Source organism: Ectothiorhodospira marina, assembly GCF_900109495.1.
Taxonomy (GTDB): Bacteria; Pseudomonadota; Gammaproteobacteria; order Ectothiorhodospirales; family Ectothiorhodospiraceae; genus Ectothiorhodospira; species Ectothiorhodospira marina.
Window position 1 is genome coordinate 508,857 of the sequence record NZ_FOAA01000001.1, and the last position, 26,961, is coordinate 535,817.

Below are 26,961 nucleotides of genomic sequence, written 5' to 3' on the forward strand. Positions count from 1 at the left end.
ATCGCGTACCATGATGGCAGGGAACGCGATGTGCCGGTCGGATGCGACCCTGCGAAAAAAACCTTAACATGCTCCAGGGGCCAAGTCCTCCACACACCCGGGTCAGAGAAGGCAGGTATGAAACCACAATCCCAACGCTTCGTCAGCCGCATCACCCGAGACACCCTGGCACTCATACTGGCTGGCGGGCGTGGCTCCCGCCTCAAGCAGTTGACCCTATGGCGGGCCAAGCCTGCGGTGCCCTTTGGGGGGAAGTTCCGGATCATCGATTTTCCGCTCTCCAACTGCATCAACTCGGGCATTCGCCAGGTGGGTGTGATCACCCAGTACAAGGCGCATTCCCTGATTCAGCATGTGCAGCGGGGCTGGAGCTTCCTGCGCGGCGAATTTGGTGAGTTCATCGAGCTATGGCCGGCGCAACAGCGTATCGAGACCTCCTGGTACAAGGGCACGGCCGATGCGGTATTTCAGAATCTGGACATCATCCGTGACCACGACCCCAGCTATGTGCTCATCCTGGCGGGGGATCATATCTACAAGATGGACTATGGCGACATGATCGCCTACCACGTGGAGTCCGGCGCCGATATGACCGTGGGCTGCCTGGAGGTGGACCTGGACATGGCGCGCGGGTTTGGCGTGATGGGGGTGGATGCCGATGGCCGGGTGGAACGTTTCGACGAGAAGCCCGAGCATCCTCAGCCGTTACCAGGCAAGACGGACAAGGCCCTGGCCTCCATGGGCATCTACGTGTTCAACAAGGACTTTCTCTTCCTGCAACTGGTGGCGGATGCCGATACCCCGGGTTCGAGCCACGATTTTGGCAAGGACATCATTCCCAAGGTGCTCCAGTCCTGCCGGGTGATGGCCTATCCCTTTCGTGATGTACAGACCGGCACCCAGGCGTACTGGCGTGACGTGGGGACCATCGACTCCTATTGGAAGTCCAATCTGGAACTGATTGGGGTGACCCCGGAACTGAATCTTTACGACATGGACTGGCCCATCTGGACCTACCAGGAACAACTACCGCCAGCCAAGTTCGTGTTTGACGATGATGATCGACGCGGCATGGCTGTGGATTCCATGGTATCCGGTGGCTGCATCATCTCTGGATCGCTGGTACGCCATTCCCTGTTATTCTCCAATGTGACAGTGAACTCCTATGCCCAGGTGACCGATTCGGTCATCCTTCCGGATGTGGATGTCGGTCGTAACTGCGTGGTTCACAAGGCGGTCATCGACAAGGGTTGCCGGATTCCGGAGGGAATGGTGATCGGCAGGGACCGAGAACAGGATGCCAAGCGTTTTTATGTCTCCGATGGCGGGGTGACGGTGGTCACGCCGGACATGCTCGGCAACATGCCTCATCATGGCGTTTGACCCCTCGAACGCGGCGCACCCGCCGTTGAGGGTGGTGCTGTGCTGGCACATGCATCAGCCTCAGTACCTGGATGCCCACACCGGCGAATATGCACTGCCCTGGACGTATCTGCACGCCATCAAGGACTACGTGGATATGGCGGCGCACCTGGAAGCAGAACCGGGTGCCCGGGCGGTGGTGAACTTTGCTCCCATCCTGCTGGATCAGATCGAGGACTATGCCCGCCAGGTGCGTGCCTTTCTCAAGGGAGAGGGTCAGATCCATGACCCGGTCCTGGCACTGTTGGTGGCCGAACGGCCACCCGGTGACGCCTCCCAGCGACTGAACCTGGCGGAGGCCTGCACCCGCGCCAATCGTCAGCGTCTGATTGAACCCTTCGGGCCCTACCGACTGCTGGCAGACATGGTCACCTGGCTCAAGCAGCATCCGGATTATGTGTCCTATCAGGGGGATCACTTCTTTTTTGATCTCGTGACCTGGTATCACCTGGTCTGGCTGGGTGAGACGGTGCGCCGCACCGATCCTCGCATCCAGCCACTGATGAAGCAGGGCCGGGATTTCACCTTGGCGCAACGTCGGCAACTCCTGGAGGTGATCGAGGAATTGCTTGATGGCCTGCTGGGGCGTTACCGGCGCTTGGCGGAGTCCGGGCGGGTGGAGCTCTCCTTCACCCCTTATGCCCACCCCATCATGCCGCTGATGCTGGACATGGAATCGGCCCACGAGGCGGCGCCACAGGCAGAATTGCCGCAAAGTGGCCAGTATCCGGACGGCCGAGCCCGGGTGCAGTGGCATCTGCAGCGGGGACTGGAGAGCTTTGAAAGACACTTTGGCCGACGGCCAGCTGGCTGCTGGCCGTCGGAAGGCAGTGTCAGCGATGCCACTTTGACCCTGCTGGACGAGGCGGGTATCCGCTGGTCCGCTTCCGGAGAGGGTGTACTCACCCATTCCCTCAAGCAGGGCCGGGAAGAGGACCTGCCTGACGATCGCCACTGGTTATATCAGCCGTATCGTTTCCAGGATCGCGAACTGTCCTTATTCTTCCGTGACGACGGGTTGTCCGATTCCATTGGCTTTCGTTATACCGACTGGCATGGCGACGATGCGGTGGGGGATTTTGTCCATCATCTGGAAGAGATCGGTCAGCGCTGGCATCGCGATTCAAACAACCACGGGCGTGGCGCCCTGGTCACAGTGATCCTGGATGGTGAGAATGCCTGGGAATATTATCCTGCCAATGGTTATTATTTCCTCTCGGCTCTTTACCGCCGCCTGGCAGCTCACACGGACATCGAACTTGCCACATTCAGTGATTGTCTCAATGCCAGACCACAGCGGGCGCTGGAACACGTCGTGGCGGGAAGCTGGGTGTACGGTAACTTTGATACCTGGGTGGGTTCCCGGGACAAGAATCGGGGCTGGGAGATGCTCATCCAGGCCAAGCAGATTTTTGACGAGGTGATGTCCCAAGGGCAGTTGACGCCGGCGCAGGCCGAAGCGGCCACGTTGCAACTGGCTGTGTGCGAAGGCTCGGACTGGTGCTGGTGGTTTGGTGACTACAACCCCTCAGGGACCGTGAGCCTGTTTGAACGCTTGTACCGCCAACACCTGGTCCACCTCTACCGCCTGCTGGGAAAGACCCCGCCAGAGGAACTGTCGCATGTACTCAGTCGGGGTAGCGGGGAGCCCGCTGCCGGGGGCGTCATGCGGCAGGGACAAAAATCGGACGGGTAAGCTCGCCAAAGAGCCCGGAATTCCATGCATAGGACGGAGGAACTGTGTCCCAACACAGCGCCCAAGTACGATCCACCCTGGACCGGCGCCGCGCCGGTATCCTGCTTCATCCCACCTCCCTGCCCGGACCCGGTCAGCAGGGTGCGCTGGGGGCACAAGCCCACCGTTTCGTGGATTTCCTGGTTTCTGCCGGGGCCAGCGTCTGGCAGGTATTGCCCTTGAACCAGCCCCATGGGGGCGGTTCACCCTACCAGTGCATGTCGGTGCATGCCGGCAGCACCCAATTGATTTGCCTGGATGATTTGCAGGCGCGTGGTTGGCTGTCTGATGGGGCTCTGCTGGATGAGCAGGGCATGTTGGACCCCTTTGACTCTCAAGCCCTGCGTCAGGCCCATGAGGGGTTCATGGCCTCGGCAGATCGTGACGATCAGCAGGCCCTGGAGGACTTCAAGGCGCGCCATGCCTTCTGGCTGGAGGATTATGTCCTGTATCTGGCTCTCAAGCGGGAGCAGGATCGGGCTCCGTGGTGGGAATGGGAATCAGAACTGCGGGACCGGGATCCCGAGGCCATGGAGGCGGCCCGCCAACGCCTGGCAGACACGCTGGCGCAGTATCGTTTCGAGCAGTTCCTGTTCTATCTGCAGTGGGCGGCGGTCAAGCAACACGCCAACCACCGGGGTATCCTGCTGTTTGGGGACATGCCCATCTTTGTGGCCCATGACAGTGCCGATGTCTGGGCGCATCGTGAACTCTTTGATCTGGATGAGCGGGGGCGACCGATGCATGTGGCGGGCGTGCCGCCGGATTATTTCTCTACCACGGGGCAGCGCTGGGGCAACCCCCATTACGATTGGAAGCGCATGCAGGAGAGCGGGTTTGCCTGGTGGATCGAGCGCATCGGTGCCGCCCTGGAGATGGTGGACCTGATCCGCATCGATCACTTCCGGGGCTTCGAGGCCTACTGGTCCATCCCGGTGGAGGACGACACGGCCATCAACGGGCATTGGACTTTGGCACCGGGTCAGGCCCTGTTTCAGCGGCTGCGGGAGCATTTTGGCACCTTGCCCCTGGTGGCCGAGGACCTGGGGGTGATCACCGATGAGGTGGAGGCCCTGCGGGACGATAACGGTCTGCCGGGAATGAAGATCCTGCAGTTCGCCTTCGAGGGGGGCGCCAGTAATCCCTATTTGCCGCATCGGCACGTGGCGAATGCGGTGGTCTATACCGGCACGCATGATAATGACACGACCCTGGGATGGTTCGAGTCCTGTGATGAAAGCTTGCAACAGCACGTTCTGGACTATCTGGGACGCCCGTCAGAACCCATGCCATGGCCGCTGATTCGCAGCGCCCTGGCCTCGGTGGCGCGCCTGGCGGTGATTCCCATGCAGGATGCCCTGGTGTTGGACGGCACACACCGCATGAATGTGCCCGGGACCACCTCGGACAATTGGGCATGGCGTTTTCAGTGGGATGAAGTGCCTGGAGAACTGACTTCCGACCTGCGTCATCTGATGGCGTTGTACGGTCGGGAATAGTGGACGGCTTAGCCTGTCCCAATCACTGAGGGTGCCGGATGGTATTGAGGCCAGATGGCACCGATCCGGAGTAGGGGTTCCATTTCCGAGGGGGGTAATGGCTGGCTGAACAGGAACCCCTGGCCCATGTGGCAGCCATTTTCCAGAAGGAATGTCTGTTGGGCTGGGTGTTCCACGCCCTCGGCAATCACACCCAGGTCCAGGTTGTGGCCCAGGCCTATCATCGCTTTGACGATGGTTGCGCCCGGCCGTCGCGAGTCGGACTCCCGGTTGAGTTGAGCCACAAAGGAGCGATCGATCTTGAGCCCTTGGACTGGCAGATTGCTCAGGTAGCTCATGGAGGCATAGCCAGTGCCGAAATCGTCGATGGAGAGCGAGAAACCCGCCTCCCATAGTTGTGTGAGGATGGTGATGGCCTCGCCCATGGAGCGCATGGCCGTGCTTTCCGTGATCTCGAATTCCAGCATGTTGGGGGGTATGTCGGCGGCACGGACCATGCTGGCGATGTTGCGTGCCAGGTTCTTCTTGTACAACTCCTGAGTGGAAAGGTTGATAGCGACCGGCACGGTGGTGAGTCCCGCCCTTTGCCACTGATGGATCTGCTCGCAGACTTTCTCCAGTACCACGGGACCGATGCCCAGTATCAGGCCCGTGCTCTCGGCAACGGGGATGAATCGGCCCGGCGGGATCAGGCCAAACTCGGGATGATTCCATCGCACCAGGGCCTCCAGGCTCAGGATGCGACCCGAACCCATGTGGACCCGAGGCTGGTAGAACACTACCAGTTCGTTGCGTTCCAGGCCCTGGCGTAGATCCTGTTCCAGACGGAAACGTTCTTCCAGTTGCTTGTTCAGCGAGGTGGTGTAAAAGCGGTATCCACCCTTTTCGCCATCGGCTTTGGCCCGGTGCAGGGCCGTATCGGCGCGGCGCAGAAGTTCGTCCGTGTTGTCGGCATCCTCGGGGTAGAGGGCGATCCCGGTGCTGGCCGTCGCCACCAGATTGTGGTCGTCAATGCTAAAGGGCTCTTCCAGCACACCATGGATGCGCTCGGCCACCGCCAGCGCATCCTGGTGACTGCTGATTTGCCCGCAGAGGATGACGAAATTATCTCCTCCCAGGCGAGCCAGGCTGTCTTCCTCACGCAGCAGCCCGCGCAGGCGCTGGGCCACGCCGCACAGGAGTTGATCCCCTGCCGCGTGGCCCAGGGAGTCATTCACCAGTTTGAGACCGTCCACGTCAATGGCGAACAGGGCCATCATGTGTTCGTGGCGATGGGCAGATGCCATGGCCTGATCCACGCGCTCACGCATCAGGGCGCGGTTGGGCAACTCCGTCAGTGGATCATAGTGGGCCAGGAAGGTGAGCTGAGCCGACAGGGCCTTCTTGTCGCTGATATCCTCGGCCATCTTCACGAAATGGGTGATCCGGCCCTGGGTATCCCGCAGCGGCGTGATGGTGGCCTGCTCCCAATAGTGCTGGCCGTGTTTCTTGCGCACACACAGTTCACCCTCCCATGCGCGTCCTTGCTTGAGGGTCTGCCAGACCTCTTCCTGAGTGTCTTCATCCGGCTCCAGGCCATGGGCCTGGAGCCGGGCAATCGGTCGGCCCTGTACCTCGCCGGATGAGTAACCGGTGAGTGTGCAAAAACGGGTATTGACGTATTCGATCACGCCTGAGTGGTCGGTCATCACCACAATGCTGGGGCTCTGTTCGACGACCAGGGCGAGTTTCTGGAGTTGCTGGTTCGCCTGCAGCAGGTTGTCCTGTTGCTCGATGAGTTCGGTTTGATCCACCACGTTGCAGATATATTCGCTTCGCCCGCTGATGTGCTGATCCAGGTGGATGATCTTCAGGTCGGCGACCAGCGGTGAGCCATCACGGCTGCACAGCCTGACGCTGTGGCACTGGGACATGCCCTCATTGCGAGCCCGCTGCAGCGCGGAGCCCAGGAACAGGCGGTGTTCCGGAATGGCCATGTGGGAGAATAGCTTGTGATTCAGGGCCAGCAGGCGGTGGGCGGCGGCGTTGCCATCCTGGATGAACCCTTGTTCATCGATGCACAGAACAGGGATGGGCAATTCCTGGTACAGGCCGCTAAAACGGGTGAGCGTCGCCTCGGTGGTTTGCTGACTGTCCTGAAGTGCCTCCTGCTGGATCTTCAGCTCCGCATGGTAGATGTGGAGCTGCTCGAGAAGGGATTCCAGATCCAGATCCCCCTCATCCAGCGCGGCCAGGGTGTGCTCGAAGCTGTGATCCCGAAGGATCTGACGGGCCCTTTCGCGCAGGTGTTGTGGGTCGGTGTGAGGTTTCTTGGTGGACATTCAATGACTGCCAATGCCCCGCATGCGGACACTGTGGGATACCAGTGGCATCTGGGCCAGAAAGACACGGGCCGATGGGGCCCGACGTTGTGTGCGGGTCTTCCCGACCAGCGGGTGTCGATTCTAGCAGGAGTGCGTCAAGAAGGCCCATACCGTGAGGGGTTTAACGGTCAACGCAGGCCCCAGGGGGTCTCCATGTCTTCGGGCCACGTCACTGTGTAAGAGAACCGCAGGGTCATCTCTTCGCCTGCTGCAACGGTGCGATGCCAGGCCAGAAGGCCGCGATCTTCATTCATGTCCTGTTCCGAGGGTTCACTGACATCATCGGCCAGGGTGACCGTGATGCGCTCGTCGCGGGAGACCGGTAACCGGTCCAGAACGGTGACATCCAACTCGCGGTCGTGGCTATTGTGAACGGTCATCAAATGGCTGCGCTGAAGCGTATTGTGGCGTCTCAGGCGGCCTTCCTGGCCCTGTTCGTCACGCTCCAGCTGGACCTGGATGCCAACGCGTTCGTCCACGCCAAAGGCCATTTCCAGCGCGCTGTTCGGACGCAGGCGCGGGAGTTGATGCTGGCCTACCAGGGTGCCGTCCTGGAAGAGGGTGAGGGGCCCCGGCAGGAGCGGCACATCGCCCGTGAATTCGCTTTCGGCGAACAGATAGGCACGAGGTGTCATCCGGGGTACGGCACGTACCGAAAGCCGAGCTTCCATGACTTCCTCACCCAGATTGTGGCGATGGGCCTGGTGATCCGAGGCAATGCTCACGCGGCCGGGAACCCGATAACGGACGGTGAAGGCCGTACCTTCGCTTTGCGCCATGTCGGGCTCGGCCGCCAGGGCCACTTCCGGCATGGACCTGGAGAGCCGAGTTGAGGTGGGGACAGGCTGGGGCACATCCAGGTAGCGAGGAGGTGGCTCCGGCAGGTGCCCCCCGAGTCGAGGCCGGGCCGTGGACAGGTACAAGGGGATGTCCGACCAGTCCTGTCCTGTGTTCTGGCGCACTTCGGCGCGCTGGATCAAGTGCAGTTGACGGGTGTTGGTGTCCAGGCGGGCCTCATAAAGCGGGGTCCAGCGGGCATCGGGTACGGTGTATTCCAGGGTCACGGTGGCATGGGCCACCTTGGGGCTGTGATAGTGAATACGGGCCTGAAGGCTGTCGCGCTGGCCACTTTGCAATTGCCCAAGCTCGCGGCGCATCCGTTCGATATCGGCCTCCAGAATGCGCCGCGCCCGCTCCTGTTCATGGATCGCGTCAAGCACCCGAAGGGCACCTTCACCGACTCGCTCCCACGCCTGCGGCCATTCGCTGCTGTCCGGCAGGGCCTCCGGGTGTGTGCCCAGTTGCTCGATCAGGCGCATTTGCACCTGATGAGCGCGAATCTGGTCATCGATGGTCCGCGCCTCATCTTCCAGTGCCTGGAGTTTCTCTGTCAGTGCCTGTTCACGGGGGTGGGCCAGGTCCCGTCCCGGGATCGTTCGGGTTTCCACGCCCCCCAGCCGCATGCCCTCAGGCCCACTGGCCCGCACGCGCACCGTGTTCACGTCCAGCCGGGCCGGCAGTCCGTCAATACTGACAACGCCTTCTCCCGCCTCCAGCCGAACTTCCTTTTCCATGATGATTCCGGCACGGTCCGGATAGACGGTCACCTGAGTGATCTGCCCGGCCTGGAGGGCGGGGGCGATGGCCAGGATGACCAGGGTGGTGAAGAACACAGCATGGCGGGTGCGATTCATCAGTTCGATTCCTGTCAGGCCGGAGTGAGATTTATTGCCAACGGACCTCGAAGACGCAGTGGGTGGCACCCGTGGCGGCGCACTGGGTTTCCGTCACCTGGGTTCTGGGGTGAACCAATACCTGGAACAGGCGCTGGAAGGTGCCCGCATAGTAATCGCATACAGGGTGCGCGGACTGTGCCTCTCGACATAGGGGACTGTTGGTGATGGTCAGTGTGAGGCTGGGTTGGTGATTGACCTGAAATTGGCCGCTGCCGGCAAAGGTCCAGGCATTGCGCTCGATGGCCTTGAGCAGAATGCGGCTTGAGAGCCCGGCTGGAAGGGGTTTCAGTATGGACTGCACTGGCTTGGGAATGCGGTTGGCCAGGAGGTAGTCCCCGGTCAGCTGGCCTGCCTCCAGTGATACGGCGCTGGCCTGTTCTGCGGTGAGTTCTTCTCGCAAGGCGCGGTGCAATGCGGTCACATCACGCTCGTCCACCATGGCGGTGGGTGGATGTGCCAGATGCCCGGTGAGGCCGGCGGCTTCAAAGATGCGTGCCGTGACCTGCTCGTCGTGCTGGTGACGCAGAGCCTGGGCCATGCGGGTGATGGAGTTCGGCCCGATCCGGGCCGTGGTTTGATTCTGTTCAGTCATGGTGTGCGCAGTGTGCAATCAGTAACGGAGGCGGCTGGAACTGACAGTGAGCCCCGGTGTGGGAGAACGCTTGTCCGGGTCGTTCGCCGCCTTGGTGGTTGGGTAGATGGGCCTGAAATGGGCTTCCTCGGGCTGGCGTGAGCGCAGCGCCCAGTTCCAGAGGGCCTGGGAGGGCAGGGGAAGCACCAGAAACCAATGCTCCAGAATGGCCAGCACCATGAGTACCGCCAGGAATGTGGCCCCGGCCACTTGGTGCGTGGCAGCCATTGGATCCATGGCCATTTGCACGATCCAGACTGCCACGATGGTGGAGGCAGTGACGGAGATCGGGAAGAGCAGGTTCATGGGTTTCTTGCGGAAATAACTTTCCAGGTAACGCAGGTGCTCGGGCAGCCACTCCTCATTGAGGTTGCGAACGCCCAGGAACACATTGAGCTTGGTGCTGGTACGCATCACCCACAGAATGAGGAAGGTGTATAGCCCCACCTTGTTGACGCCGCCCCATGTGACCAGGGCAATGGCCAAGGCGGCGATGATGAGGGCGAATTCATGGTAGAGAATTGCCTGAACCGCGTAGAGGAATCGTCCCCAGCCACGAGCCCCCTCAGGACATCGACTGCGTCGAGAGCCTGTGATGACGCCCATGAGGAAACTCATTTCCACCCAGCCCCAGAGAATGATGGCGCCCGTGAAGGCCACGTAGGCCCCATACAGCGTTTGTTGTTGAGCGGTCAGGGCGAGTGTGTAGAGTGCGATGCCCGCGAGTACCGAGGCCCCCAGCATGCTCCAGCGATAGGTCCGTCGTGGCAGACCGTCCAGATAGATGATGGCTCCGGTGCTGAACCACCAGAGAAACACCACATAAAGTATAGGCAAGCCGTATTGAATCACCGGCCCCTCACCGTGGACGGCTGATGGACACCCTCGCGGGCGTTGTGATGGAAAAAGGGGGCGGGCAAAGCAGTTGCCACGGTGCCGTTCATCGCTGCGTTCTCCTCATTTTCCCGGCACACACGGAACCCCGGGGAACTCGGTTCGACTGCGGCCTGAGTCGATGGACGAAACTGTACAGTCTTTTGGTTCTCGGCGGCGAGTCCCGTAGGCCCCCGCTGAGGAGAAGATTCAGGAATCTTGCGCCGAATCAAGAAGCTCCGCGAAAGCGGCGGCATTCGAGGAACCGAACGCATTGAGCTTGTAGCGGACACCCGTGGCGGGATCTTCCAGGGTCAGACCCCCATCCGACCACCGGGTCAGACGGAAGGGTGGATCCTCGTGGTCTTCCAGCTGGCGACGGTCCAGGGCAATGATGCGCAGCACAGTGCGCATGAAGCCATCGGCGCCTGGTTCAACACGCTTGAGCACCTGGTTCGTCTCGGCATTGAGGATTTCCAGGTAACCACCGGGCTTTTCCTGGGGCTTCAAGTCTATGGACTGTACCACCTCAAGATTGTCGTCAGCGGCTTCCGCGGACCCCGTGGGTTCTGCCGGAGGGGGGGGAGGGGAGACCGCGTTGCTGCCCAGGTAATAGATGCCGAAGGCGAGGGCCAGTAAAACAACGCCAATTCCCGGAAAAAGGAATCGGCGCTGGGAACGGGAAGAACCGTTGGAGTCAGTCATCAGGCGGTTTCACCGGCAGTTTCTCGGTGGGTCTGCGGTGCAGATTCGGATTCGGCTGCGTCAGTCGCATCCGGGGTCCGGGCACGATTCTGGTCTTCGGCCATGGCTTCCGCCAGGATGTCGGCCACACGCCGTGCGTTGGGTATGCCGCGTAGCATGGGCTGCGGCGTCATCCAACGCCAGGGTCTGACGTGGGGCCAGAGAATGATATAGGAGACGCGTTCCGGGGGGATGAGCACCAACGGGATATCACCCGTGCCGTCCTTGTAAAGCTTGGCTGAGGCAGATTCGATGACGGAGTAGGGGAGGTTGACACTCATCTGCAAGGCAACGCCGAAACGCATGACGATGCGCTGATTGGTGATGGTGTAGACCGTGGCTCTCGCCGTAAGCCAGGCCAGCAGCATCAGCAAGCCGACGGCCGTCACTGACAGGGTCAGCAGGAAACTGGTGGAGGCAAGGGCTGCCACAAGGGATTGCGTTTCGCCATAGCTAAAGGCGGCACGTAACACAATCAGAATGGCAAGGTAGAAAATGACCTTTCTGACGTGAAATGCCCGAATGGCAAAGGTGCTCCAATGAGGAGCACCTTGCCACAAAATGCGCTCCCCCGAAGGGGGGAGCTCAGGCAGACCACGTATCGGTTCAACGGCGTGGTCGTCGTGACTCACAGCAGGGCTTCCCTACGCTCCGGGGATGCATAGAAGTGACCGCCACCGAAGTAGGCCATGATGCGGTCTTCTTCCAGACGCGTCACGGATTCCATGCTCTTGGTGGAGGGTGCATCGGCGAAGTGATGGGACATCACGGAAACCACGCGGACCTCATAGGGACGGCCGTCCTTCAGGCGCTGACCCATGGGCAGCTTGGGATCGGCGTACTTGGCGCGGGCCACCTTGGACAGGAACATCGGCACCAGGATGCGGCGGGCACTGCCCTTGACTTCCACTTCCAGGTAACGGGGCATGGCCTCGGAACGGTCAACCCACACATCGCGAACGGTGCCAGCGGGCTTGTCGTCGGCGGCGAACACGGTCATGCCGCGAGGATCGGGATCCTTTTCGGAGATGCCGAAGCCATGCTTGGTGCTGCGCATGGGCACGATGCGGGGCTCGCCATTCATGGTCACGTCGGGCTCATCGGCACGGTTGGCCCAGGAGGAGGGACCGACGCCGTCGATCATGGGGTTGCCGGTGGGATCCAGCGGCGCACCGGGGAAGGGATATGCCGGCTTGGCGTGGATCTCGCGGGTATCCGGATTGCCGTTGGCAACGATGAAGGAACCGCCGTCCATGGTGGGGAATTCCTTGGGCCCCGGGGCGGCCGGGTAGCCTTGAACGGTAATGTGAGGGGAGCGGTCGGACTCCAGCGGATAACCTTCCCGCTTGTTCTCCCGATGTAGATACCAGACTAGACCTGCGAAGAACAGCCAGAAGACGTACAGGGTGACCTGTGCGACGTCCATATATTCAGTAATGGCACCGGTTGGCATTGCTTTTCCTCCAAGTTTCGGGTGGGTTAGCCGCGTGAAATGGCTGGACCGAACCTCGATCAAGATTGCTTTCGGGTGACGCCCCCGCCTTGCATGGGCGGCCCAAACGCGTTGGGTGATACAAACAACATCAAGTTGACTAGATTTTAGACCACAACATCGCCAATTTCCGGGTCCAGAGGCCCCCCCTGACCCGAAAATTCCTGCTTTCCCAAACGCTCCGGGGCTTGGGCTGCCACACGGGCATGAGCGAGCTTTGGAGCGCTACTTCGGGATAATGCCAGACAAATCGTCGGGGTGTTGGCGCGAGCTGGCTTGAGCATGATCTGGATCAGCTTCACCGGTCAAAGGCTGGGAACAGGGCGGATCAGCTGGAAGATCCGCGCTTGAGTTCGAGGGCCTGTGAGGTATAAAAGCCCCGGGAAATCCGCCGTGTACGCTCCGCACTCCATTCGTCCAGGGACGGCTCTTCGCTGATCAGGCGCAGGAGCTTCTTCTCGGCTACCGGCTCAATCGCGGGGGAACGGTCGCTCTTGGGGAACAGTTTGCCCACGGCGTGCATCACTGACAGGGCGGGCGTGCGTGGGGCGAAGGTGAACAGGATGGCAGCATGGGTGCGCACCGTGAGACCTGCCAGAACACCCACGATGTCATGGTCCTTGTAATGGATGAACGAATCCATGGCCACCACATAATCAAACTCACCCAGTTCGGGTTTGAGAAAGTCGCCCACACGAAAGTCGATTCGACCTTCGCCCAGATCTTCGGCCTCGGCGCGTTCCCGGGCCATGTCCACCAGGTTACCGGCCAGATCGATGGCCACCACCTGGGCGCCACGTTGGGCGGCAGCCACAGAGAGCATGCCGGTGCCACAGCCTGCATCCAGCAACCATTTGCCACTGAGGTCGTCAGGCAGCCAGTCCAGCAGGGTGTTGCGCATCTCTTCGCGCCCGGCACGCACAGTGGCGCGCACCCGGCCGACGGGGGTGTCGGAGGTCAGCTTTTTCCAGGCATCCACCGCGGTGCGGTCGAAGTAGGTCTCGAGCTGACCTCGGCGTTTTTGATAAGAGGGCGTTGGCATCAGTGGAATCCGTTGGCTTGGCTAACGCATTAGCGCCCGAAGTGGGCCTTGGCGTCATACAGCGTGTCGATGGAGATCTCGTGGAGACCCTTTTCCTTGGCAAAGCGTTCAGTGTTGCGACGGGCCTTGCCGCGCACGAAGAAGGGGATCTTGCGAAGCTCCTTCTCGGCATCGGCTGTCCACACGGGTTCGCCGTCCTGGACGGGCTCGGGAGCGGTTTCGGCCGGGGTAGCCTCGGTGTGCGCTTCGGCCGAACTTGTCGCCACACGGCGTTCCGTCGTGCCGGTACCACCCAGATGTGAGGGGGCGGCTTCAGCGTGGAATTCGAAGTCTTCCCGGAACATGCCCAGCAGGTGCTCTTCAAGACCCATCATCAGGGGGTGAACCCAGGTATCGAAGAGTACATTGGCGCCGCCAAACCCCATCTGCGGTGCGTAGCGGGCCGGGAAGTCCTGCACATGGACGGGGGCGGAGATGACGGCGCAGCCCACGCCCAGGCGTTTGGAGATGTGTCGTTCCATCTGGGTGCCCAGCACCAACTCGGGCTGCAACTCCGCCACCTGGGTCTCCACTTCAAGATAGTCATCGGTGATCAGCGGGGTGACGTCATAGAGTTTGGCAGCCTCACGCACCTCGCGGGCAAACTCGCGACTGTAAGTGCCCAGGCCGACCACCTTGAAGCCGAATTCCTCGGTGGCCACACGGGCAGCGGCCACCGCGTGGGTAGCGTCGCCGAAGATGAAGACGCGTTTTCCGGTCAGGTAGTTGGAGTCCACCGAACGGGAATACCAGGGCAGGCGCGACTGTGCGTTCTCCAGGTCGGGTGCGGGGTCCACCTTGGCGATCTCGGCAACTTCCTGAATGAATTCCCGGGTGGCGCGTACACCGATGGGGATCACGCGCGTGTAGGGTTGTTTGAAGGTCCGCTCGAGCCATTTGGCCGCGGTCTGGGCGATCTCCGGATAGAGGACCACGTTGAAGTCGGCCTCGCCCAGGCGGGCGATGTCGGCCGGAGTGGCCCCCATGGGGGCCGTCACATGGACATCGATCCCCAGGCTGCCCAGCAATTGGGTGATTTCCTGGATGTCATCCCGGTGGCGAAAGCCCAGGGCCGTGGGGCCGAGCAGGTTGCAGCGGGGCCGACGAGAACCGGCATCGTCCGCGGGGCGGGCATCGGCATTGCCGGCCAGGGAACGCACCAATTGATAGAAGGTTTCCGAGGCCCCCCAGTTTTCCTTGCGTGAATAGGAAGGCAATTCCAGGGGGATGGCCGGCACCGGCAGGCCGAGTGTCTGGGACAGGCCGCCCGGGTCGTCCTGGATCAGTTCGGCGGTGCAGGATGATCCCACCAGCAGGGCCTGGGGTTTGAACCGCTCATAGGCCTCAATGGCCGTGTTGCGGAACAACTCTGCCGTATCCTGGCCCAGGTCGCGGGCCTGGAATGTGGTGTAGGTCACCGGAGGCCGCTGATTGCGCCGTTCAATCATGGTGAACAGCAGGTCCGCATAGGTGTCCCCCTGGGGAGCATGCAGGACATAGTGCAGCCGTTCCATGCCGGTGGCCACGCGCATGGCGCCCACGTGGGGTGGCCCTTCATAGGTCCATACCGTCAGTTGCACGAATCAGACCCTCAATTTGGCCCGGCGCATCAGCGGTCGGGCAAATAGTTCAGCAAGGTCGGCCGCCTGATCGTAGCCCTGAATCGGGGTGAAGACCAGTTCGATCGACCACTTGGTTGTCATGCCTTCCGCCTCCAGCGGGTTCGCCAGACCCAGGCCGCAGACCACCACGTCCGGGTGTGCCTCGCGGCAGCGGTCCAGTTGCTTGTCCAGGTGCTGTCCTTCGCTCAGGCAGGTATCTTTTGGCAGCATGGCCAACTCTTCCGCCAGATGCTGGCGATGCAGGTAGGGCGTACCGACTTCCACCAGTTCCATGCCCGCCTCACGGTGCAGAAAACGAGCCAGGGGGATTTCCAGCTGGGAATCCGGAAACAGGAAGATGCGCTTGCCCTTGAGTTCCTCAGTGATATGAGACAGACCGCGTTGCGCCCGCTCAATCCCCGGTGTGGTGACGCGATCGAAGAGCCCCGCATCCACTCCAAAGGCATCGGCCGCGGCTCGCAGCCATCCGGTGGTCCCTTCCACGCCCAGCGGGAAAGGGGCGGGCAGACGTGTGGCGCCCAGGCCCTCCAGGGCGCGCGCGGTCTCATTCAGGAAGGGCTGCGCCAGGATATACCGCGTGTTGGGACCGACGGCCGGCAGTTGATCCGAGCGTCGGGCTGGCAGATAGCGCACCTCATGGATGCCCATCTCGGCGAACAACCGGGTGAACTGATCCTCGACGATGTCAGCCAGCGAGCCTACCACCAGCAGGGAGGCTGGGTCGGCCTCGGTCTCCCGGGGGAGTTCCGGCACCAGGGCGGCGAGGCAGGTATCCTCACCCTGAGTGAAGGTGGTCTCGATACCACTGCCGGTATAGTTGAGCACCCGCACCTGGGGCATGTACTGCTGGGACAGGCGGGAAGCGGCCTTGGCAAGATCCAGCTTGATGACCTCGGAGGGACAGGACCCCACCAGGAAGAGCATGCGAATATCCGGGCGCCGCTCCAGCAGTCGCGCGACGACGCGATCCAGCTCTTCGTTGGCATCCGCCAGTCCGGCCAGGTCGCGCTCCTCGATCAGGGCCGTGCCAAAACGGGGTTCGGCAAAGATCATGACGCCGGCTGCCGATTGCATCAGGTGGGCGCAGGTACGTGAACCCACCACCAGGAAAAAGGCATCCTGAATCTTGCGATGCAGCCAGATGATGCTGGTCAGGCCGCAGAAGACTTCATGCTGACCCCGTTCACGGATAATGGAAAAGTCCACGGTCTGCTCCGAGCCGTCGCTGACGGAAGGTTGCGGTGCGCCTGTCATTTGGCGGACTCCTGGCCGGAGGCTGCTGCTCGGGCCTTTTTCGCCTCGGCTTCGCCCAGGCGGGCAGCGCGCAATTTAATCAGGAACTGTGCCGCATTGACCACGTAGACGGTATAAGCCACGAGTGCCAGATACATCTGCTGTTCCGCGCTCATGAAGTTCCAGAACAGCGACGCCATGTAGACGGTGTGCAGGGCAATCACCAGCATGCTCACCATGTCTTCCCAGAAGAAGGCCTTGGCAAACAGGTAATGGCCGAAGACAACCTTCTCCCAGATCGCGCCGGTGACCATGATGGTGTAAAGGATGAACGTCTTGACGACGATGGAGGCGTGAGCGAGCCACAGGCCTTCCCCCGTGGTCAGGTATCGCACCACCAGCCAGGTACTGATGATGAAGACCAGGAACTGCAGCGGTGCCAGGATACCTTGCACGAGTGTCCACGGGGTTTCATCCCGCCGCCGACGCTGCTCGGGGGTGTACAGGGGGCGGGGCTTGCGATCCCCGGCTCCGGCATGCTGCATCGGGTATTTCTCCAGTCAACTCAACGTGGTGCGCTGAGTTTGTACAAGCCCCTTGGCTTTGTCAATCAAGCTGGACGTAAGGATTGGTTGACATTCCCGGATGTCGTAACCATGATTTTCGTAGGTGAAAATACCCGCAGGCCTGCTAAACTGCCTCCGTTGACAAGCCCGGACCGGTGGTCAGGTTTTCCGGACGGGTGAGAGGGTCGCGTCAGTCCAGGCGGCCCGCTTTCAGCCCTGGGGGGAGATGTATGGTCACTGCGAGACGTCAGCTTGGTCGCGAGGGTGGGGAGTCCTCACTGAATCCGGGAGGTGAAGCCGAGCGGAGTGGCGCGACCCAGCGAGGCGGACAAGCTGAAGGTGCCTGCCGGTCGCCGGTGCCAGGCACCCACCGAATGTGTCCCGAGTCCATGCGAAAGGAGTTGTCCCACGTCATTGAGGGCGAGATTATTCCGCGCCTGATGATGGCGCATCGCTCGGAAGAGGCGGTCCGCGGCAGCGCGGCGAAGGATGTCCCGGGGGATCCTGAAGGGGTGTCCATCGGTGTGCCGGTGGTGGAGGAGTTCTCGCGGATGGTGATCGAGCATGACGCCGCCGCGGCGCTGGCTTATGTAGACACCCTGAGGGCTCAGGGAACCGCGCTGGAAAGTGTGTTCGTTCACCTGCTGGCCCCCACGGCAAAGCGGTTGGGCGAGTTGTGGGAGGAGGATCAGGCCGATTTCACCGAAGTCACCGTGGGGTTGTGCCGCCTGCAGCACGTTCTCCGGGAGTTGGGCGGCGCCTTTGAGGGTGAGGTGGATCCGCACAGGGTGAGCGGCAAGCGCATTCTCATGTCTCCCATTCCCGGAGAGCAGCACACCTTCGGTTTGATGATGATTTCCGAATTTTTCCGCCGCGAGGGCTGGGATGTCACCTGTGACCCTTCCCTGTCCATGCGGGATCTGAACCATCTGGTGCGCCAGGAATGGTTTGACATAGTGGCCTTGTCGGTCAGTTGTCAGACCCTGCTCGACAAGGTCACCACCACTGTGCGCGGGGTGCGGCGCGTGTCGCGCAATGCTTCCGTAGGAATCATTGTCGGGGGGCGGCTCTTTACCGAAAACCCTCAACTGGTGTCGGTGGTCGGTGCGGATGACACGGCCCAGGACGGCGCCTCGGCAGTGCGGAGGGCGGAGGCCATGCTGGCACGACGCACCGGCTGCTTCACCAGGGATATGGGGCCGATATGATGTTTCCAACCAGGATTTGAAACCGATAAGCGTGGAGCTCGTGAAGCCGTTCAAAGCCCCAAAGCAGGTGCTCGGGGACCTGGAACCCGACGAAGTCGCCTCCCTGGTGGCGACGGCGGCCGATGTTTCCCTGGTGCTCGATGAGACCGGTGTCATCCGCGATTTGGCCCTGGGCAGTGATGATCTCACCATGGAAGGGTACGGGCAGTGGGTGGGGAAGCCATGGGTGGACACGGTCACGGTGGAGAGTCGAGGCAAGATTGAGGCCCTGCTTCGTGATGCCTCCTCGCCCAGCAATGTGCGCTGGCGCCAGGTGAATCATCCTTCCAGTCGTGGCCATGATGTGCCGGTCATGTACTCCGCCATTCAGGTGGGGGAAGGCGGGCGTGTGGTGGCCATGGGGCGGGATCTGCGAGGTGTGGCGGCACTGCAGCGACGCCTCGTTGAGGCGCAGCAATCCATGGAGCGGGAGTATGCCCGTCTGCGTCATGCCGAGACCCGGTATCGCCTGCTGTTTCAGGTGTCTTCCGAGGCGGTACTGATCATGGATGCGGCAACCCATAAGGTGGTGGAGGCCAACCCCGCGGCAGGCGAACTGCTGGGGGATGCGTCCCATAAAATGGTCGGGAGGGTCTTTCCGGAAGGTTTCGATCTGGAAAATACCCAGGTGGTTCAGGATATGCTGGCCACCGTGCGTGCCACCGGTCGGGCCGAGGATATATCGGTCTGTTCCCTGGGTGGCGAACAGGCATTCATGATTTCTGCTTCGTTGTTCCGTCAGGACAACGCCTCCCATTTTCTTGTGCGTCTGCGTTGTCCTCGTGCCGAGGCTCTGGCCTCCGTGGGGCCGCAAAGTGCGTCCCGCGTCTTGAGTATGGTGGAGCGGGCCCCGGATGGCTTTGTGGTCACCGACATGAGCGGGCGCATTCTCAGTGCCAACCCGGCCTTTCTCGAGATGGCGCAACTGCCCACGGAAGAGCAGGCCCGTGGGGAATCCCTGGGCCGCTGGCTGGGACGCCCCGGCGTGGACCTTGGCGTGCTGATCGGCAACCTGCGTGAACACGGTGCGGTGAGGCTGTTTGCCACGGCGCTGCGCGGTGAGTACGGGTCTGCTTCCGAGGTGGAGATTTCCGCGGTGGCGGTGCTCGGCCTGGAGGAGCCCTGTCTGGGATTTACCATTCGTAACGTGGGTTCACGTCTGGCGCGCGAGACCCGGGTGAGTCGTGATGGTCCCCGCTCCGTGGAGCAGCTCACTGAATTGGTGGGCCGGGTCCCCCTCAAGGATCTGGTGCGCGAGAGCACGGACATGATCGAACGACTGTGCATCGAGGCAGCCCTGGAACTCACCAATGACAACCGGGCTTCGGCGGCCGAGATGCTGGGGCTGAGCCGGCAGAGTTTCTATGTGAAGTTGCGCCGTTATGGTTTGGGTCACCTGGCCCAGGAGAACGAGGAAAAGCTCTGAAGCTTGACCTCTGTCAAGGCGTGGCGTGACGCCCTTTGTGGGGTGTCCATTTGTCATTACTTATGGTGTCTCCGCGGGGTGTAAATGGTGCTTGACGAAAGGGGGGGGCGCGTATAATTTAGCCGCCATGTCGCTCCCTCAGCCCCGTGCCATTCTTGAAGTCACTCATCCGGTCACCTGGTTTCCGCCCATGTGGGCCTACGCGTGTGGCGTGGTCTCCGCCGGTGTGGCGCTGGGAGAACGCTGGGTTCTCATCATTGTCGGTGTCATGCTGGCCGGCCCGCTCATCTGCGGCACCAGTCAGGTGGTGAACGACTGGTTTGATCGCCATGTGGATGCCATCAATGAGCCTCATCGCCCGATCCCTTCTGGTCGTATCCCGGGTCAATGGGGGCTCTGGTTGGCCATTCTCTGGACGCTGGCCTCCCTGGCACTGGCCACGGTCCTGGGGATCTGGGGTTTTATTGCTGCGGTTTTCGGTCTGATCCTGGCTTGGGCCTACAGCGCCCCGCCAACCCGCCTCAAGCGCAATGGGTGGTGGGGCAATTCCGCCGTGGCCATCTGCTATGAGGGCGTGCCCTGGTTCACCGGCGTGGTGGTGATGGCGGGTGTCTTCCCCGATTGGCGCATCATTGCCGTGGCCCTTCTCTACAGTATTGGCGCTCACGGCATCATGACCCTCAACGACTTCAAGTCCGTGGAAGGTGATCGGCAGATGGGCCTGGGTTCCTTGCCGGTAAAACTCGGAGTTGATCGCGCCGCCAAGCTGGCCTGCTGGGTGATGGCCATCCCGCAACTGGTTGTGGTTGCCTTGCTGCTGACCTGGGGTGCTCCCATCTACGCTGCCGCCGTGGCTGTATTGCTGGTGGTGCAGGTTGGCCTCATGGTGCGTCTGCTCAAGCGGCCCAAGGAACTGGCTCCGTGGTACAACGCCACGGGCATCACGCTCTACGTCAGTGGCATGATGGTCACCGCCTTCGCCCTGAGCAGCATGGACCTGATGGCGTCGTGAATACCCGGTGGGCAGGTGAACGGAGCTTGATCCAGGCGCCGTTCCTGGTCCCTGTCTGGCATGCCCAAGCTGCGCACCGGACTTCACCCAGGGTGATGCGCCTCTTCAATGACCACCGTTTGTCTGTTTGTACCCGGTGCGTCAGCTGGTTGGCTGGCCTGCATGTCCCGCGTCATCTTTCCCCGATCCTGTCCCTGATACCTTCTCGCGCGGGTGTACGGGTCCGTGTGCGTTCCCGGGCGGATTGGACCCTCAAGCACAGTCTCCATCGTCGCGCTCCCTGGGGCGCGCTTTTCCCTGCGGCGGCCCTGGGTGACCCTGGGCGTCGCGGCAACCGGAACAGGTGAATGTAATGGCTGAAACACAGACCTTTGATGTTGTTGTCGTGGGCGGTGGCCCGGCGGGCGCGACCGCGGCCAACGACCTGGCCCGTGCGGGCCGCAAGGTATTGCTGCTGGACCGCGGTGGGCGTATCAAGCCCTGCGGTGGGGCGATCCCGCCGGTGACCATGACCGAATTCGAACTTCCCGAGTCGGTGCTGGTGGCCAAGGTCCGCTGCGCCCGCATGTTTTCGCCCAAGGATCGCAAGGTGGACATGCCCATCCAGGGGGGTTACGTGGGCATGGTGGATCGCAAGACCTTCGACGAGTGGCTGCGCAAGCGTGCCGCCGAGGGGGGGGCAGAGCGACGTGCTGGCACCTACGAGCGGATTGATCGCGACGGGGACGGCACCGCCATCGTCCGTTACAAGGATGACTCGGGTGAAGAGGTAGGGGTGCGCGCCCGGGCGGTGATCGGTGCCGATGGTGCACGCTCCACCGTGGCCCGGCAGGAGGTGCCTGGTGCCGAAAAGATCCCGCACGTGGCTGCCTATCACGAGATCATCAGCCGTCCCACCGCCAACGATGCGGAGTTTGATCCCGAGCGTTGCGATGTGTACTACCAGGGCAAGCTGTCTCCGGACTTCTACGCCTGGGTGTTCCCCCACGGCGATACGGTGAGCGTCGGCGTGGGTTCGGCCCATAAGGGTTTTTCCCTCAAGGGCGCTGTGGCAGATCTGCGCAAGTCGGCGGGCATGGAAGATTGCGAGACCCTGCGTCGCGAAGGCGCGCCGATCCCCCTGTATCCCATGAAGTGCTGGGACAACGGCAAGGATGTGCTGCTGGCGGGGGATGCGGCGGGCGTGGTGGCACCAGCCTCCGGCGAGGGTATCTATTACGCCATGCTGGGCGGCCGCCTGGCCGGTGAGGCGGTGGCCGCGTTCCTGGAATCCGGCAATCCGGCCATGCTCAAGCAGGCCCGCAAGCGCTTCATGAAGGCCCATGGGCAGATATTCTGGATCCTGGGGATCATGCAGCGTTTCTGGTACAGCAGCGACAAGCGCCGGGAACGGTTTGTGGCCATCTGTCGGGACAAGGACGTGCAGGAACTCACCTGGCAGGCCTACATGTACAAGAAACTGGTCAAGGCCAAGCCGCTCGCCCATATGCGTATCTTCTTCAAGGATATGGGGCATCTGCTCGGGCTGTCCCGGGTGTGATCCGTCCTTAAGGCACGCATGTCGGAACTCTTCGCCACCGGTCACATTGTTGATCTCATCCTTGTGGCGATGCTGCTGGAAGGCGCCTTGCTCTTCTGGTGGCATCGCCGCACGGGGCGCGGGTTTCCCGTGGATTTGATTGCGACCACGCTCCTGGCCGGTGGCTTTCTTTTGCTGGCTCTCCGGGCCGCCTTGACCGGGTCCGCCTGGCCCTGGGTTGCCCTTTGGTTATTTGCCGGACTGGTAGCTCATCTGGCAGATCTCCGGCGTCGGCTTCGGTGACTCATGGGCTTTGAGGTGCGCGAACCCTCGGGTGATGATTGCCGGGATCCTGAATCCAAGGGCCGTCACCTGGACGTGTGTCTCTCGGGGCCCGTGGGCTACCGCAAGTCCACGGGCCTTGAGCGTTATGATCTGCTCAATCAGGCCTTGCCCGAACTGCGTCTGGACGAGATTGATCTTTCCGTTTCACTGGCCGGGCGCACCTTGCGGGCCCCCTTGATGATGGCTCCCATGACCGGGGGTGATGCGCGCACCCATGAACTCAACTGTATCCTGGCCGCTGCGGCCCAGCGCTGGGGATTGCCCATGGGGGTGGGAAGTCAGCGGGTGGCCATCGAGGACTCGACCCGGGCCCGCTATTTCCAGTTGCGGGACGAGGCCCCGGATGCCGTGCTCTTTGCCAATATCGGCGGGGCCCAGCTGGTCAAGGGCTGGGGGGCCGAGGAGGCGCGTCGTGCTGTGGCGATGATTGGGGCCGATGCCCTGTTCGTGCATCTCAACCCCATGCAGGAGGCGGTGCAGGGGGGCGATCTGGATTTTCGTGGGTTGGCAGGCCGACTGGCCCGGCTCTGCGAGGATCTGGCCGCCGACGGCATCCCGGTATTTGCCCGAGAGGTCTGTTTCGGGCTGAGTGAGCAGGCGGCCCGCGAACTGGCTGCCTGCGGCGTCGCCGGCCTGGATTGCGCCGGTGCCGGCGGTACCTCCTGGGCCAGGGTGGAGGCCCTGTGTACCGAGGGCGAGGGGGAGAGGCACCTGGGGCAGGTCTTTGGTGAGTGGGGGATTCCCACCGCTGAGAGCATTGTCAACGTCCGGCGGGTGGCCCCCGATCTCCCACTGATCGCTTGCGGGGGGCTGCGCACGGGGCTCGATGTGGCCAAGGCCCTGGCCCTGGGTGCGAATGTGGCCGCCATGGCCAGGCCGTTTCTGATCAAGGCCGCCCAAGGGCCCGAGGCACTGGATGGCTTCATCTCGCAGGTGCTCAGGGAACTGCGGGTGGCCATGTTTGCCAGCGGTGCCGGGGACGTGTCGGCCCTGCGCGGTACCCTGACTCACCGCTGAACCAAACCCTGTCCTCCTCTGTGGGAGTCCTGATTGTGGGAGCCGGCCTTGCCGGCGAATGGCGGTGCCCGCCGATGCATCCCTTCGCGGCCAGGGCCGCTCCCACGGGGGCATGGTTGCGAGATCAGTGGAAACCTGAGTTGCACCTGTCCCCCTGTGGGAGCCGGCCTTGCCGGCGAAACGGCGTGCCCGCCGGCAGATCCCTTCGCGGCCAGGGCCGCTCCCACGGGGGCATGGTTGCGAGGTCAGTGGAAACCTGAGTTGCACCTGTCCCCCTGTGGGAGCCGGCCTTGCCGGCGAATGGCGGTGCCCGCCGATGCATCCCTTCGCGGCCAGGGCCGCTCCCACGGGGGCATGGTTGCGAGGTCAGTGGAAACCTGAGTTGCACCTGTCCCCCTGTGGGAGCCGGCCTTGCCGGCGAATGGCGGTGCCCGCCGATGCATCCCTTCGCGGCCAGGGCCGCTCCCACGGGGTGAGCTAGATCAGCGGGAACATCACCGTCAGGGTCCAGCCCAGGAAGGCGGCCAGGGCGAAGCCATCCGCCCAGGGGCGCTGTACCGGCCGGCTGACCAGCAGGGGCAGGGCCAGCATCACCGGCAGCAGGGGCAGGATGATCAGCAGGAACATCATGCCATCGACGATGGCTGCGGCGACCCCCACCGTGACCATGGTGATCAGGGCCACGCCCAACCCGACGCCCAGCCCCCGCCAGCCGGTGCGTCCCTGCAGGGCGGTGGCAAAGGCAACCGCCCAGGGCAGGATCAGCAGGGTCAGGATGGGTAGATAGGGCAGTCGATGCAGCGGCGGCCACCAGGCCAGCCACAGGGCCGCCCCCATCACCCCAAAGCCAAGGACCAGCACACCCAGCATGATCGGACCCCAGGCCAGGTCGGGCCATTCAGGCCGGGGCGGACGGGTGCCCAGCGCCAGCCAGATACCCCCGGCCAGGGCCAGCCACAGGGCGAATTGGGGGCTGACCAGGATCCCGCCGATGCCATCCAGATGGATCACCTCCCCAATGCCAATGAGCAGCAGGGTGGCCAGCACCCCACTGATGGCGGCCCGCACCAGGGGGCGTCGGGTGCGCCCCTGTATTTCTGCCTGGGCCGTATCCAGGCGCAGTCGATCGCCATCCACCCAGAAGGGCGCCAGGGCACGCCAGAGAACGAGAACCCCCACAAGATTCAGCAGCCACCAGAGCATGGGGCTCACCCCGTTGCCCTGTGGTGGGGCGATCTCCGAGACCTGGGCCAGCCAGTCAATGGAGGCGGCATGAGACTGGGGGCTGAACAGCACACCGATATGCTCCACGCCAGGGATCACCTCAAGGGCCCGGGCAGTGCCTGCGGCCGGATCACCCCCGGGGCCGCCGGCCTTTTCCAGCAGGGTCTGCGCCGCCTCCAGGAACGGTCCTTCCCAGGCCCCGGCCATCAGCAGCAGGTTGGGAGGGCTTTCCGGGGTGACTTCGCTCTGCCCGGGGGACACGGCCACCACGGCCCGGATTGGCTGGGTGGTTTCCATGGCCGCATCGATCACGGCACCGGCACCCAGGGAGTGGCCCAGGAGGGACAGTCGCCCGGCATCCACCTCCGGTTGTTCGCCCAGTAACGCCAGGGCCGATCGCACATCTCGCTGGAACTGTTCGGGATCGTTCCACCAGTCCAGCGGCGCGCGGTTGCGTCCATGTCCACTGAGGTCAGGCAGGGCCACCACGAAGCCCGCATCGGCGAGTGCCAGTCCCCAGGTGCGCATCAGTTGGGCCGAGCCGGCAAATCCATGGGCGACCACCACGCCGGGGGCATGGCTGGCATCGGCTGGCAGGAGCAGTGTGACCGGCACTCCGTCCCGTTCCATCTGGCGTTGCTCGACCCCCCGCCCGGCGTCGATCACCAGGATCCAGGCCGTGATGATGACTACGAGGGCAAACAGGGCGGTGATGATCCTCAGAGCGGGATGACGTGTGTGCATGGGATGGGTTTTCCTTTGCCAGCGGGAGAGGGGCTACAGCCCCGCCTGGGCCGGCAACCAGTCCATGATCTCGCCGGGGTGCTGGATGAAGCCGTCAGCGCCCCAGGTCTCCGGGGACTGAGCGGCATCGATATAGCCGTAGCGGGCCACCAGCGTGCGCATGCCCGCGGCCCGTCCTGCCTGGATATCCCGCAGGGCGTCACCGATATAGAGGCACTGCCCGGGGGAGCTGCCAGACTGCTCGCAGGCCAGCAGCATGGGCATGGGGTGGGGTTTGCACTCTGCGGTCGTGTCGCCACTGATCACCGTGGCGGCACGATCGTACAGGCCCATGGCGCGCAGTAGGGGATCGGTGAGAAAGGCCGGCTTGTTGGTGACCACGCCCCAGTTCATGCCTCGGGATTCAATGGCTTCCAGCACCTCGTCCATGCCAGGGAACAGGCGACTCTCCCGGTGGATGTGGGCCATGTAAATCTCGATAAAGCGCTCCCGCAGTCCATCGAAGACGGCCCCGGCGGCCTCGGGGAAGCCCAGGGTCACCAGGGCCGACGTGCCATGGGAGACCTGATCACGGACCTGCTCGAAGGGCAGGGGCGTCAGGCCCCGCTCCCGCTGCAGGCAGTGCAGGGCGTGATGCAGGTCCGGGGCGGTGTCGGCCAGGGTGCCGTCCAGGTCGAACAGAATGGTGCGCAAGGCTCAGTCTTCCCGCACAGCGTGGGCCAGGTAGTTCACATCGACACCCGGGCCCAGGCGGTAGCTGCGATTGATCAGGTCATAGTGCATGCCTGTGAGGTTGCGCAGGGACAAGCCGGCCTGCCGCATCCATGCCTCCATTTCCGAAGGACGGATGAAGCGGGCGTACTCATGGGTACCGGGGGGCAGCATGCGCATCAGGTATTCGGCCCCCAGGATGGCCATGGCAAACGACTTGGGGGTGCGGTTCAGGGTGGCCACGCACAGATGTCCGCCCGGCTTGAGCAGGCGCGCGCAGGCATCGAGCACCGAGCCCGGGTCGGGGACATGTTCCAGCATCTCCATGCAGGTGATCACGTCGAACTGCCCCGGCATCTCTGCCGCCAGGGCCTCGGCGGAACTCTGCCGGTAGTCCACCTCCAGACCGGATTCCAATAGGTGCAGACGCGCCACACCCAGGGCATTTTCACCCATATCGATGCCGGTGACCTGGGCACCCCGACGGGCCATGGCCTCTGACAGCAGGCCGCCGCCACAGCCCACGTCCAGCACCTTCCTGTCCTGCAGGCCGGCGCGTTCCTCGATGTAGTCCAGCCTGAGCGGGTTGATTTCATGCAGAGGACGGCATTCACCCTCCGGATCCCACCAGCGGTGGGCCATGTCATCAAACTTGGCGATCTCGGCAGCGTCGACGTTGGTATGTATCTCGGACATTGGGGCGGTCATCACGGGTCGGG

At 62.6% G+C, this 26,961-nt stretch carries 23 protein-coding genes; 9 read left to right on the forward strand and 14 right to left on the reverse strand.

The window, feature by feature from the left end:
* Positions 1–117: 117 nt before the first annotated feature.
* Genes glgC through malQ form a run of 3 tightly spaced genes read left to right on the forward strand, consistent with a single transcriptional unit; the run spans position 118 to position 4,656 of the window.
* Complete coding sequence (gene glgC, locus BMY52_RS02370; protein ID WP_090250326.1) at positions 118–1,383, forward strand: glucose-1-phosphate adenylyltransferase; 1,266 nt, start codon at positions 118–120, stop codon at positions 1,381–1,383.
* A gap of 49 nt (positions 1,384–1,432) precedes the next feature.
* On the forward strand, positions 1,433–3,118 hold the full coding sequence (locus tag BMY52_RS02375; protein WP_245740504.1) for a glycoside hydrolase family 57 protein: 1,686 nt from the start codon (positions 1,433–1,435) through the stop codon (positions 3,116–3,118).
* A 44-nt stretch (positions 3,119–3,162) separates the two neighbouring features.
* Entirely contained in the window at positions 3,163–4,656 is a 1,494-nt protein-coding gene (malQ, locus tag BMY52_RS02380) for a 4-alpha-glucanotransferase (RefSeq protein WP_090250331.1), read from the forward strand.
* An 8-nt stretch (positions 4,657–4,664) separates the two neighbouring features.
* Here the strand turns inward: malQ and BMY52_RS02385 are convergent, their stop codons facing one another.
* The 11 genes from BMY52_RS02385 to bchF form a co-directional block, all read right to left on the reverse strand.
* Positions 4,665–6,977, reverse strand: coding sequence for a putative bifunctional diguanylate cyclase/phosphodiesterase (locus tag BMY52_RS02385; RefSeq protein ID WP_090250333.1), 2,313 nt, complete (start codon positions 6,975–6,977; stop codon positions 4,665–4,667).
* 170 nt (positions 6,978–7,147) lie between these two features.
* Entirely contained in the window at positions 7,148–8,713 is a 1,566-nt protein-coding gene (locus BMY52_RS02390; RefSeq protein WP_090250337.1) for a mucoidy inhibitor MuiA family protein, read from the reverse strand.
* Between the two features lie 31 nt (positions 8,714–8,744).
* A complete protein-coding gene (gene bchJ, locus BMY52_RS02395) occupies positions 8,745–9,347 on the reverse strand; it encodes a bacteriochlorophyll 4-vinyl reductase (protein ID WP_090250340.1) in 603 nt (200 codons plus the stop codon).
* A gap of 18 nt (positions 9,348–9,365) precedes the next feature.
* The gene (gene puhE / locus BMY52_RS02400) at positions 9,366–10,223 is read right to left on the reverse strand and encodes a putative photosynthetic complex assembly protein PuhE (protein ID WP_245740505.1); all 858 of its coding nucleotides are present in this window, start codon (positions 10,221–10,223) and stop codon (positions 9,366–9,368) included.
* 246 nt (positions 10,224–10,469) lie between these two features.
* The gene (gene puhC, locus BMY52_RS02405) at positions 10,470–10,964 is read right to left on the reverse strand and encodes a photosynthetic complex assembly protein PuhC (protein WP_090250345.1); all 495 of its coding nucleotides are present in this window, start codon (positions 10,962–10,964) and stop codon (positions 10,470–10,472) included.
* Positions 10,964–11,635, reverse strand: coding sequence for a photosynthetic complex putative assembly protein PuhB (puhB, locus tag BMY52_RS02410; RefSeq protein WP_090250347.1), 672 nt, complete (start codon positions 11,633–11,635; stop codon positions 10,964–10,966). The genes puhC and puhB overlap by 1 nt, the downstream gene beginning before the upstream one ends.
* The gene (gene puhA, locus BMY52_RS02415; RefSeq protein ID WP_090250349.1) at positions 11,632–12,456 is read right to left on the reverse strand and encodes a photosynthetic reaction center subunit H; all 825 of its coding nucleotides are present in this window, start codon (positions 12,454–12,456) and stop codon (positions 11,632–11,634) included. The genes puhB and puhA overlap by 4 nt, the downstream gene beginning before the upstream one ends.
* Before the next feature lie 367 nt (positions 12,457–12,823).
* Positions 12,824–13,537 carry a magnesium protoporphyrin IX methyltransferase gene (bchM, locus tag BMY52_RS02420; protein ID WP_090250351.1) on the reverse strand — a complete coding sequence of 238 codons (714 nt, stop codon included), beginning with the start codon at positions 13,535–13,537 and terminating at the stop codon, positions 12,824–12,826.
* Positions 13,538–13,566: 29 nt separating this feature from the next.
* Entirely contained in the window at positions 13,567–15,156 is a 1,590-nt protein-coding gene (gene bchB, locus BMY52_RS02425) for a ferredoxin:protochlorophyllide reductase (ATP-dependent) subunit B (protein ID WP_090250354.1), read from the reverse strand.
* A gap of 3 nt (positions 15,157–15,159) precedes the next feature.
* Positions 15,160–16,452, reverse strand: coding sequence for a ferredoxin:protochlorophyllide reductase (ATP-dependent) subunit N (locus tag BMY52_RS02430; RefSeq protein WP_090250357.1), 1,293 nt, complete (start codon positions 16,450–16,452; stop codon positions 15,160–15,162).
* Positions 16,449–16,976, reverse strand: a complete 528-nt coding sequence (gene bchF / locus BMY52_RS02435) for a 2-vinyl bacteriochlorophyllide hydratase (RefSeq protein ID WP_090250360.1) — start codon at positions 16,974–16,976, stop codon at positions 16,449–16,451. The genes BMY52_RS02430 and bchF overlap by 4 nt, the downstream gene beginning before the upstream one ends.
* 410 nt (positions 16,977–17,386) lie before the next feature.
* Between bchF and BMY52_RS02440 the strand changes: the two genes are divergently transcribed.
* From BMY52_RS02440 to fni, 6 genes are all read left to right on the forward strand, one after another.
* A complete protein-coding gene (locus tag BMY52_RS02440; RefSeq protein WP_177169811.1) occupies positions 17,387–18,205 on the forward strand; it encodes a cobalamin B12-binding domain-containing protein in 819 nt (272 codons plus the stop codon).
* A 40-nt stretch (positions 18,206–18,245) separates the two neighbouring features.
* Positions 18,246–19,670 carry a transcriptional regulator PpsR gene (gene ppsR, locus BMY52_RS02445; protein WP_090250553.1) on the forward strand — a complete coding sequence of 475 codons (1,425 nt, stop codon included), beginning with the start codon at positions 18,246–18,248 and terminating at the stop codon, positions 19,668–19,670.
* A gap of 127 nt (positions 19,671–19,797) precedes the next feature.
* Positions 19,798–20,682, forward strand: a complete 885-nt coding sequence (gene chlG, locus BMY52_RS02450; protein WP_090250365.1) for a chlorophyll synthase ChlG — start codon at positions 19,798–19,800, stop codon at positions 20,680–20,682.
* A 352-nt stretch (positions 20,683–21,034) separates the two neighbouring features.
* Complete coding sequence (locus BMY52_RS02455; protein WP_090250368.1) at positions 21,035–22,222, forward strand: geranylgeranyl diphosphate reductase; 1,188 nt, start codon at positions 21,035–21,037, stop codon at positions 22,220–22,222.
* Between the two features lie 18 nt (positions 22,223–22,240).
* Entirely contained in the window at positions 22,241–22,504 is a 264-nt protein-coding gene (locus BMY52_RS02460; protein WP_090250369.1) for a hypothetical protein, read from the forward strand.
* Between the two features lie 3 nt (positions 22,505–22,507).
* Positions 22,508–23,563: a type 2 isopentenyl-diphosphate Delta-isomerase gene (gene fni, locus BMY52_RS02465; RefSeq protein WP_090250372.1), complete on the forward strand. Its 1,056-nt coding sequence runs from the start codon at positions 22,508–22,510 to the stop codon at positions 23,561–23,563.
* A gap of 477 nt (positions 23,564–24,040) precedes the next feature.
* Here the strand turns inward: fni and BMY52_RS02470 are convergent, their stop codons facing one another.
* From BMY52_RS02470 to ubiG, 3 genes are read right to left on the reverse strand one after another with little or no spacing between them, the layout of a single operon-like run.
* Complete coding sequence (locus BMY52_RS02470) at positions 24,041–25,531, reverse strand: alpha/beta hydrolase (protein ID WP_090250374.1); 1,491 nt, start codon at positions 25,529–25,531, stop codon at positions 24,041–24,043.
* A 33-nt stretch (positions 25,532–25,564) separates the two neighbouring features.
* Positions 25,565–26,224: a phosphoglycolate phosphatase gene (gene gph / locus BMY52_RS15340; protein WP_177169812.1), complete on the reverse strand. Its 660-nt coding sequence runs from the start codon at positions 26,222–26,224 to the stop codon at positions 25,565–25,567.
* A 3-nt stretch (positions 26,225–26,227) separates the two neighbouring features.
* Positions 26,228–26,938: a bifunctional 2-polyprenyl-6-hydroxyphenol methylase/3-demethylubiquinol 3-O-methyltransferase UbiG gene (ubiG, locus tag BMY52_RS15345; protein ID WP_177169813.1), complete on the reverse strand. Its 711-nt coding sequence runs from the start codon at positions 26,936–26,938 to the stop codon at positions 26,228–26,230.
* Positions 26,939–26,961: the final 23 nt, after the last annotated feature.